The 6726-nt window shown below is 60.3% G+C and carries 10 protein-coding genes; 4 read left to right on the top strand and 6 right to left on the bottom strand.

Annotation, left to right across the window (positions count from 1 at the left end; all coding sequences use genetic code 11):
* Positions 1-879, bottom strand: an 879-nt coding sequence (locus K289_RS52745) for an IS630 family transposase (protein ID WP_245284143.1), incomplete at its 3' end; no start/stop codon positions are given.
* A gap of 52 nt (positions 880-931) precedes the next feature.
* Between K289_RS52745 and K289_RS0140155 the strand changes: the two genes are divergently transcribed.
* Entirely contained in the window at positions 932-1180 is a 249-nt protein-coding gene (locus K289_RS0140155) for a LexA family protein (protein ID WP_371260916.1), read from the top strand.
* A 41-nt stretch (positions 1181-1221) separates the two neighbouring features.
* Here K289_RS0140155 and K289_RS0140150 read toward each other — a convergent pair whose 3' ends face one another.
* Together K289_RS0140150 and K289_RS0140145 are read right to left on the bottom strand one after the other, a co-directional pair.
* Entirely contained in the window at positions 1222-1629 is a 408-nt protein-coding gene (locus tag K289_RS0140150) for a hypothetical protein (RefSeq protein ID WP_027556464.1), read from the bottom strand.
* Positions 1622-1873 (bottom strand): type II toxin-antitoxin system prevent-host-death family antitoxin, encoded by a 252-nt coding sequence (locus K289_RS0140145; protein WP_027556463.1) that lies wholly within the window; start codon positions 1871-1873, stop codon positions 1622-1624. The genes K289_RS0140150 and K289_RS0140145 overlap by 8 nt, the downstream gene beginning before the upstream one ends.
* A 169-nt stretch (positions 1874-2042) precedes the next feature.
* Here K289_RS0140145 and K289_RS0140140 point away from each other — a divergent pair, with 169 nt between their 5' ends.
* The 3 genes from K289_RS0140140 (at position 2043) to K289_RS0140130 (ending at position 4074) form a co-directional block, all read left to right on the top strand.
* The gene (locus K289_RS0140140) at positions 2043-2711 is read left to right on the top strand and encodes a DUF6088 family protein (RefSeq protein ID WP_027556462.1); all 669 of its coding nucleotides are present in this window, start codon (positions 2043-2045) and stop codon (positions 2709-2711) included.
* A gap of 124 nt (positions 2712-2835) precedes the next feature.
* Positions 2836-2961, top strand: coding sequence for a hypothetical protein (locus K289_RS52945; RefSeq protein WP_256380044.1), 126 nt, complete (start codon positions 2836-2838; stop codon positions 2959-2961).
* Between the two features lie 12 nt (positions 2962-2973).
* Positions 2974-4074, top strand: a complete 1101-nt coding sequence (locus tag K289_RS0140130) for a hypothetical protein (protein WP_027556461.1) — start codon at positions 2974-2976, stop codon at positions 4072-4074.
* A gap of 103 nt (positions 4075-4177) precedes the next feature.
* On the opposite strand, the gene K289_RS53305 is transcribed toward K289_RS0140130, so the two are convergent.
* The 3 genes from K289_RS53305 to K289_RS51275 all read right to left on the bottom strand — a co-directional run bounded on the left by K289_RS53305 (position 4178) and on the right by K289_RS51275 (position 5632).
* Positions 4178-4354, bottom strand: a complete 177-nt coding sequence (locus tag K289_RS53305) for a hypothetical protein (RefSeq protein WP_371260917.1) — start codon at positions 4352-4354, stop codon at positions 4178-4180.
* A 263-nt stretch (positions 4355-4617) separates the two neighbouring features.
* Positions 4618-4923 (bottom strand): hypothetical protein, encoded by a 306-nt coding sequence (locus K289_RS51280; protein WP_156918459.1) that lies wholly within the window; start codon positions 4921-4923, stop codon positions 4618-4620.
* A gap of 412 nt (positions 4924-5335) precedes the next feature.
* Entirely contained in the window at positions 5336-5632 is a 297-nt protein-coding gene (locus K289_RS51275) for a hypothetical protein (RefSeq protein WP_027556458.1), read from the bottom strand.
* Positions 5633-6726: the final 1094 nt, after the last annotated feature.

The raw sequence follows: 6726 nt of genomic DNA, 5'->3' as shown, positions 1-6726 counted from the left end.
CGCCGCAAGCGGAATGTTGGTGCAGTTGCCTCGCGCGACGACCGAATGTGAGTTTGATCTGGCAAGTAAACCTGATTGCCAAAAACCGGCTCGACCTTGGATCGCCATCGAAAAAGGAGTTATCCGGCCCCAGCCTACGCCCGACCACATCAGCCTGATGGCGTGCTCGATCAAGTCAAGGTCAAGCCGCTGCGCGGCGGCCCTACGGGGCCGGCCTTGACTTGATCTGCGCGCGCCATCTCCAAAGCTCCAAGGTCGGGACGAAGAGCTGGCCTGGCAATCGAACAAAGAGCTGACCAACCACCTTGACACACTCAAATCCCCATGTGAGCAGACCACTGGGTGCTCGGGATCGGACGCCTCGGCGTAAAGATCGAGCACGTCTTCCATGCGGGCGACGTATTCGCCGTCGACCCGCGGAACGCACCACATGTCGCGGCGCCAGGGTTTGAGGCCATTTTCGGCCAGGCGCCGCCGAACCGTCTCGTGCGACAAACTCTTGTGCTCGGTGAGCTTGACCATCGCACCTGCCAGCAGCTTGAGCGTCCAGCGGGCACGGCCCTTGGGCGGACCGGCACAGGCGGTCGCCACCAACAAGGCTTCCTCCTTGCCCGTGAGTTTGCGCTCCGCTCCGGGACGCGGCTCTTCGCTCAGCGCCCGTTCCAGATTGCCCTCCACGAAGCGGCGCTTGGTCCGGTACACCGTCGAGCCGCCCACGCCAACGCTCGTGGCGATCTCCTCGTCGCGGGCTCCGGCGTCGGCAGCCAACAAAATCTGCGCTCGCTTGAGCTTGCGGGACGCATGCTTGCCGCCGCTGAGCAGCATCTTGAGCTCCGTGCGCTCGATTTGGCTGAGGTCGACCCGATAGCGTACATTCATGGTGTGCCTCCGTGTTCGAGGCACGCACCAACAACTGAATCGGATGGCCGGCGTGAGTCCTTCGGCAAAACCCTTCACGCCCAAACAGGGCCAGTACCTTGCCTTCATCCACCTCTATACGCGGCTGCACCGCAGGCCCCCGGCGGAAACCGACATGCAGGAATATTTTCGCGTCAGCCCGCCTTCGGTTCACCAGATGGTGCTGACTCTGGAACGAGCTGGCCTCATCAGACGGCAGCCAAGGACACCCCGCAGCATCGAGGTCCTCGTTGATCCCAAGAGCCTGCCGGAGCTCATCTGACCGCCGGACGCGCAACACGTCATAATCACTGTGCAGAGACACTAGCGCCTCGGAACGCTGCGGATCGCACCTGCCCGGATCGCGGCGGCGGCTTCAACTGCAATGCGCGACATGAACTTGCGCGAGAACTGTCCAAGCGGCTTTGTATCCTCGATCGCCCAGGACGTCGCAAGGTAGTCAGTGTTGAACTCGTCGACGATGACCCATGCCGGCGTGTAAAGCTTGGCTCGCCGCGCCTCCGTTTCGGGAATCTGGATTGAGCGTGCATCGGCCCGCGGCGGTTGGCTGGTGATCGGAAACAGTAGCGGCTTCGGTTTTCCGTCCTTCCCCGCCACGATCAGCATGACGCAGGTGGGCCGCGCCTTCCGGCCGCTTTCCTCGCCCCGGTCGTGCTCGCGGGCCCACAGATAAGAATAGAGGATGACATCCCCGTGCCGGGGATCAATCATCCTTGCCCGCGTCCTTCGCTATCGCATCGAGGCCGGTAAGGATTTCGTCGCGCTCGGCGCCGGCGAGATCCTCGACACGATGCGCTCTCTGCGCGGTGCTGGCGGCCAGCCTGTCGAACTGTTCGGCCGTCAGCAGCACGAATTTCCGTTTGCCGCGCTTGGTGATGTCGACCGGACCGCTGAAAGCGGCCTCAACCACCTCGCCTGAGCGGTTACCGAGATCTGTCAGGGTGAAGCTGGCCACCAATCGTCTCCTTTTCGCCCCCCCCTAAAATAGGTGAAGTAGCCGTTTTCGGCAAGATGAATGAATTAGAATTGCCACGGCAATCGAGGATGCCGGACTCTCCGTCCGAACAATGCTGCATTATTCGGACGCCCTTGCCACTGACCGAAAGTTGCTTCATATTTCGGACATGCTTGATCAACCCAACACGGATCTCCGACCGCGGCTCATAGCCCGCATCGACGCGGCGCCGACAGAGGTTTGGACACCCGGCGATTTCGCCGACCTCGGCAGCCGCGCGGCCGTTGACAAGACGCTGCAGCGCCTGGTCGCGGCTGGCGAGCTGCGTCGTATCGACCGTGGACTCTACGACGGGCCGCGAAAGAGCAATCTCACAGGCAAGCGGATGGTCCCCGACTATCGCGCCGTCATCAGGGCTGTGGCGCGTCGCGACCAGGCCCGCGTCCTGGTCGACGGTATGACCGCCGCAAATGATCTTGGCCTCACCACGGCTGTCCCGGCCCGCATCGAGGTCCTGGTCGACGCCCGCCTGAAGCCGATCAAGCTTGGAAAGCAGGTCATCCATTTCAAGTCGGCGGCGCCCAGCCGCCTCTATTGGGCTGGACGACCGGGCATGCGCGTCATTCAGGCGCTCTATTGGATGCAGGACGTGAAGACGAGGGAGGACGATCGACAAGCGGCGAAGAACGTCCTCAGCAAGCTGTTCGCAAACCCGCAGCATGGAAAGGAGATTCGCGACGATCTTCGCGCGGGTCTTTCAGCTATGCCGATCTGGATGCAGGATTTCCTTAGACCGTTGCTCGAGCGTGGCGACGCTGTACCGGAGGATCGCTCGTGAGCAGCGCAGCCTACACGGAGGTCATCTCCGCCGCCCCAGGGCGAGAAGCTCGATCTCTTCTTGACGACGGCGAACCGGCTCGGTGCGCCGATCGGGATCGTTCGCGCTCGTGCCGACCGTCGCCATGATCGACGCGCTCGCGCGTGACTATGCAAACACGACGCCAATGATCTTCGGCGAGGCCCCTCGGTTCGAGCACATCCTGGCGTCGATGGAAGAGATCGAGCGCGCGGCGAACAGGGTGCGATGATAGGATTGAGTCATGGATGAGGTTCCGGAGAATATTCCTGCACGACTGCCCGATCCCGCCACGATCGAGGCGGTCCTCGCGCGTCTTCCGGCCGGAGCTGACGAATCGGCGCTGGCCGCCGCGCTGACGGAGGCATTTCCGGGATTTTCCTTTTCGGCGGTCAGCATCGACGACCGGTATTGGCGCGATACGCGCTCGGTGATCGGCGCCGACGGGACACGGATCGCAGAATACCGGCCGTGGATGGAAGCCGAGCTCGCCAAGGACAACGGCGACATTGGCGCCCTCTGGACACGATTGCGCGAGAGCAATCTTCAGATCTCGGAGTGGCACGGCAACAGCGTGTACGCCTTCGCGCCGACTGGACCGGGCGCCGCGGACTATGTGCAAATCCGTGTCGGCCGAGAAGTCGAATGGCGCGCCGGGCCAATCGTCAATCCCACATACCGCCCTTGGGGCAAGGACGAATTGCTTGACCCGTCATGGATCGCGCACGACGATATCTCCGATAACAATGTCATCGAAGGTCCGGTCTTTCGGATGCTTGGCCGCGCCGGAAGCGGCGTCGTCCATGTCCGGAGCTTCCTGACGCGGTGCGCGCGCCTCGAGCGCGAAAAGCGCGAGGCGCAGCGGCCGGAGATGGAACGCCGGGTGGTGCGGGAAGTGACGCGAGAGGGCACGACCGAGACGCCGTTCCTGGAATTGGTGCCGGACTGGTTCGAGTACGTGCCACGGGAGAATCGCTTTTTCCAGGATTGGGACGAATCGAGCGCTTTGGCCGAACGCATGTACGCGCACTGGGCGCTCGACATTTACGACTATGACGACAAAGGCACGCGCGAGATCGGATTCGTGCCGCGTCCGCTGCATCTGCCGGAAGAGAGGCTCATCGCTGGCGACGCCTCGGTTCATATCCTGATGGACCGCGTGGAAGCCATCGACCGTGAGGTCGGTGTCCCATTTGGTTGGTTCTTTTTGATGGCCCATGGTAATCGAGTCGAGCCAGAGGTTGGTCTTGCGATCGCCAAGGGCCTGCGTGACCAGCGCGTGGTCTTACCTGATCGGGACACTCGCGTGCTGCTGCGCTGGGCCGAGCGGTCTTACGGCTTCTGATAGGACAGGGTGATGGCCAGAATCTGGATTTTCGTTGTCGCTGTCAACCGGCCGCGATCAGCGCGAAGCCATAAGGCATAGCGAGGGCATGCTCGAACAACGGTCAGCTCGAGAGATCTCTATAAACAGGATGCCGGGCGATCTCTTTGCCCGTCTCGTCCGCCACCGTCACCAGGCAGTCAGAGTAGTCGCCAGCATCCATTCCGACTTCACTTGCGACGCGGGCGCCGTAGTCATCGGCTTCGAGTTGGGTGGTGAATTCCCTACCCGCCCTATCCATCGGCAGAACTTCGTTCGTTTCAATATGGCAAACGTATCGCATGAAATAGGCCCTCTCCAGCCAACACATCCTAGCCGCGATGATGGCCGTGATCGCGAAAGCTCCGCGCGGCTCAAGGTTGGCATCACTCAGACCTCCGTTCTCAATGGCAAGTGGCCAGGCTACTCAAGCGAATCCGACGAGTGGCGTTTCCTGGCCCTCACAGCAAAATCATCCACCCACGAATTTACCAAACAGACAGGCTTCCTACCCAGATCGTCGCGCTATACCTGTGGTTGATCTCCCGGGCGTTTCCGGTCCGGAGCGCCCTGCTCGCAAAGATGGGTGTGCAGCGCCTGCACGCATGCATCTGCGTTTCTGTTGTCTCGCTTTTCGCACGGAACGACGGTGAGATCGGCTTGGCGATAGTGGGGCGTGCGCTGCGCGACGAGTTCCTCGAAGCGCAGCTTCTTGATGGCCGACGTGTTGGAGCTCTCGGCGACGTAGCTATCCTCCGCTGTGTTTCGGCGTGGGGTCTCGACGACGCCGATGGGGGGCAATGTTCGATCGGCATTCACACACATGGCCAACAATCTGATCCGCAGGGTGCCCGGAAAAGACTCTCAACGCCTCAAACGCATGACCGTAGCCTGGGACGACGACTTCCTCGCAAGCCTCATCGTACCCTAAAATCCTTCACCCGATTCCCCTGGGATGTGGGGAACGATCCCGTGCTGGTTTCCTCAAGGGCGAAGCGTCCACCATTGGTATGACTGGGATGCACACACATGCTGGGCCTCCTCACCTACAAGTTCTTGTAGTTGACCGGCGCAGCGTTCTGTGGACCGAATCGCTTTCAAGCCCCCTTATGCCAGTCGCGAAGCTCCAACCAGGACTGCAAAGGAAGGAGATAAAGCCGTGTCTCCATTAGAAGCAATCACCCGTTGGCTGCAATCACAAGACTTGGATACTCAGCTTGAGGTTGCCGCATTTGCGAGATTCTCAATTTTCGGGGACAGTAACGTTCTCACGCTTGGCGGGCCGGAGCAGCTCGAAGCTCTTCAGGGATGGTTGACCGAGCCAGAATTGGAGTCGCGGGTCGCCGTAGGCCGTGCCCTGACGTTCCGAGTCTTCTTCGAGTACTTTGCCGAGGGTAGAATTGCAGGCGCCGGATGGAAGCGAACCGAAGAGCTGGTGCGCAGGACTCTGGAACAGGCTAAGCGCGACGGAAAGTTTGCGGCTGCGCGCAGGGCGCAAAGGAAGCTTCAACTTTTGCCAGCCCAAAAAGAGAACTGGCATCGTGTTGCGACATCCTGGAATGGATTGGCTGCGACTTATCTAACACGCGAGGCTCTCACGAATTGGGGCGCCGCTGAGAAGCGCCGAGATCTGAGGGTCATTTCAAGTAGCGACTGTCCTCCATTGGTGCCCTCGATCGATGCATCGTGGACACCCCTTAGTTCTGTTAGTCCCCGCTACTGGGTTGCTGAAGAGGACGAAGAAGGCGCCGGCGAAGGCGTTCCGGGAGATAGGAGCCGAGGCGAAGAAAGTCGCCGTGGCGACGCAGGTGACAGATCAGCTGAAGGAGCTGCAGACGGAGATGGCAGCGGGGACGGTTCAGGGACCGATCAATGACGCTTCGTTCTCAGCCGGAAGGTGGACACCCAATCCAGTTTTTTGCTTCACCGTATTCCACGCTGTCATACGTGGGCTGCAGCGTAGCCCGCGTCTAAGGCCGTCGCAGCCGGCTGAATATGCGGTCAGCCGCTGAGATACTTTGCGACCAAATCCTTCACGAACACAATCCACAAGCGACCGGCGATCACCCCGATCGCATCCTTGCCGAAGCTTGAGCAAAGTATTTTCGACTCCGCACTCGTACTCAATACGCATCTAAAGCCCATCGATGCGCCGCTGTTGGTTGACTACGCCTAATCCGCCGCCCGAATTGTCAAGCTGAGGCGGCAGGGCCACATGGCCGAGATGAAGGAGAATTCACGCGTCTCACGATGGCCTTTGCCACGAACCTGTGATTGACGCCGCGAGGTTCTGTTGATCCCGGATTAGGGTTTTGTCTCCAAAGTACCACGGGCGGCTTCCCGCAATTTTCTGAAGGCTTCGCCGCCAACAAGTCCATCCTGCGTAATCGATTTTGCATGCTGAATGGGTGTGATATCCCTCCTCATGGCGTTGCTCTCCTTTGTGGAATCAGCACCCTGAGCCTACCGGCTCAGGGTGGGCAACGCCGACCTTTTCAGAAATTCAACAGAACCCGGGGCATCCCCAAGGAGAATAACAAGTCGTGTGTGAAGAATTCGGAAGCGATTGATTTGGCGCTGTGATTTGAGTTGAGCAAGTATTCGATTTTGCAAGAAAGCTGGGGGCGAGTCTTG

Source organism: Bradyrhizobium sp. Cp5.3 (assembly GCF_000426265.1).
Lineage (GTDB): Bacteria > Pseudomonadota > Alphaproteobacteria > Rhizobiales > Xanthobacteraceae > Bradyrhizobium > Bradyrhizobium neotropicale.
Note: the sequence above shows the minus strand (reverse complement) of the source record. Positions and strands in the feature narration are given on the sequence as shown.

Excerpts from the sequence above, each read along its gene's own strand:
- K289_RS0140150 (WP_027556464.1), bottom strand. The coding sequence starts at position 1,629 with ATGATTGATCCCCGGCACGGGGATGTCATCCTCTATTCTTATCTGTGG.
- K289_RS0140140 (WP_027556462.1), top strand. The coding sequence starts at position 2,043 with ATGCTTGATCAACCCAACACGGATCTCCGACCGCGGCTCATAGCCCGC.
- K289_RS52945 (WP_256380044.1), top strand. The coding sequence starts at position 2,836 with ATGATCGACGCGCTCGCGCGTGACTATGCAAACACGACGCCAATGATC.
- K289_RS0140130 (WP_027556461.1), top strand. The coding sequence starts at position 2,974 with ATGGATGAGGTTCCGGAGAATATTCCTGCACGACTGCCCGATCCCGCC.
- K289_RS53305 (WP_371260917.1), bottom strand. The coding sequence starts at position 4,354 with ATGGATAGGGCGGGTAGGGAATTCACCACCCAACTCGAAGCCGATGAC.
- K289_RS51275 (WP_027556458.1), bottom strand. The coding sequence starts at position 5,632 with ATGCCAGTTCTCTTTTTGGGCTGGCAAAAGTTGAAGCTTCCTTTGCGC.